The organism is Domibacillus sp. 8LH (assembly GCF_038806185.1).
GTDB classification, from domain to species: domain Bacteria; phylum Bacillota; class Bacilli; order Bacillales; family Domibacillaceae; genus Domibacillus; species Domibacillus indicus_A.
In genome coordinates, this window is sequence record NZ_JAVJNG010000071.1 from 1 (window position 1) to 701 (window position 701).

General features: G+C 49.1%; 1 protein-coding gene. It reads right to left on the bottom strand.

Features of this window, described 5'->3' with window-relative positions:
- Window positions 1-701, bottom strand: a 701-nt coding sequence (locus tag RG959_RS23800; RefSeq protein WP_342799272.1) for an aldehyde dehydrogenase family protein, incomplete at both ends; no start/stop codon positions are given.

Sequence of the window (701 nt, forward strand, 5' to 3'; positions counted from 1 at the left end):
TATACGTATTCTGCAACTGGCTGTGAGCCAACAAATGAGATGGCTTTCACTTCTGGGTGCTCAAGAAGACCGTTTACCACATCGTGCGCTCCGTTTACGATGTTTAGTACACCGTCTGGAAGGCCGGCTTCTTTGAATAGATCTACTAATTTCGCTGCTAAAAGCGGAGTACGTTCAGATGGCTTTAGGACAAATGTGTTACCGCATGCGATTGCCAGTGGGTACATCCAGCAAGGAACCATCATTGGGAAGTTGAACGGTGTGATCCCGCCGACTACACCAACCGGGTAACGGTACATGCCTGATTCGATATTTGTCGCGATGTCTGGAAGCTGGCTGCCCATCATCAGTGTCGGCGCACCGGCCGCGAATTCTACGCATTCAATCCCGCGCTGCACTTCACCCATGGCTTCTGACAAGCTTTTCCCGTTTTCAATCGTGATCAATTTTGCTAGCTCTTCCCAGTTATCAACAAGAAGCTGCTGGTATTTAAAAAGAACACGTGCACGTTTTGGAACAGCCGTCTGCGACCATGTTTTAAACGCTTCCCCTGCGGCCTGCACAGCACGGTCTACGTCTTCTTTTGTAGAAAGCGGCACCTGGGCAATTTCTTCGCCTGTTGCTGGATTTACAACCGTCTCGGTCTGGCTGGACAGAGAATCCACCCATTCTCCATTTATGTAGTTTTGTAATGTTTTCAC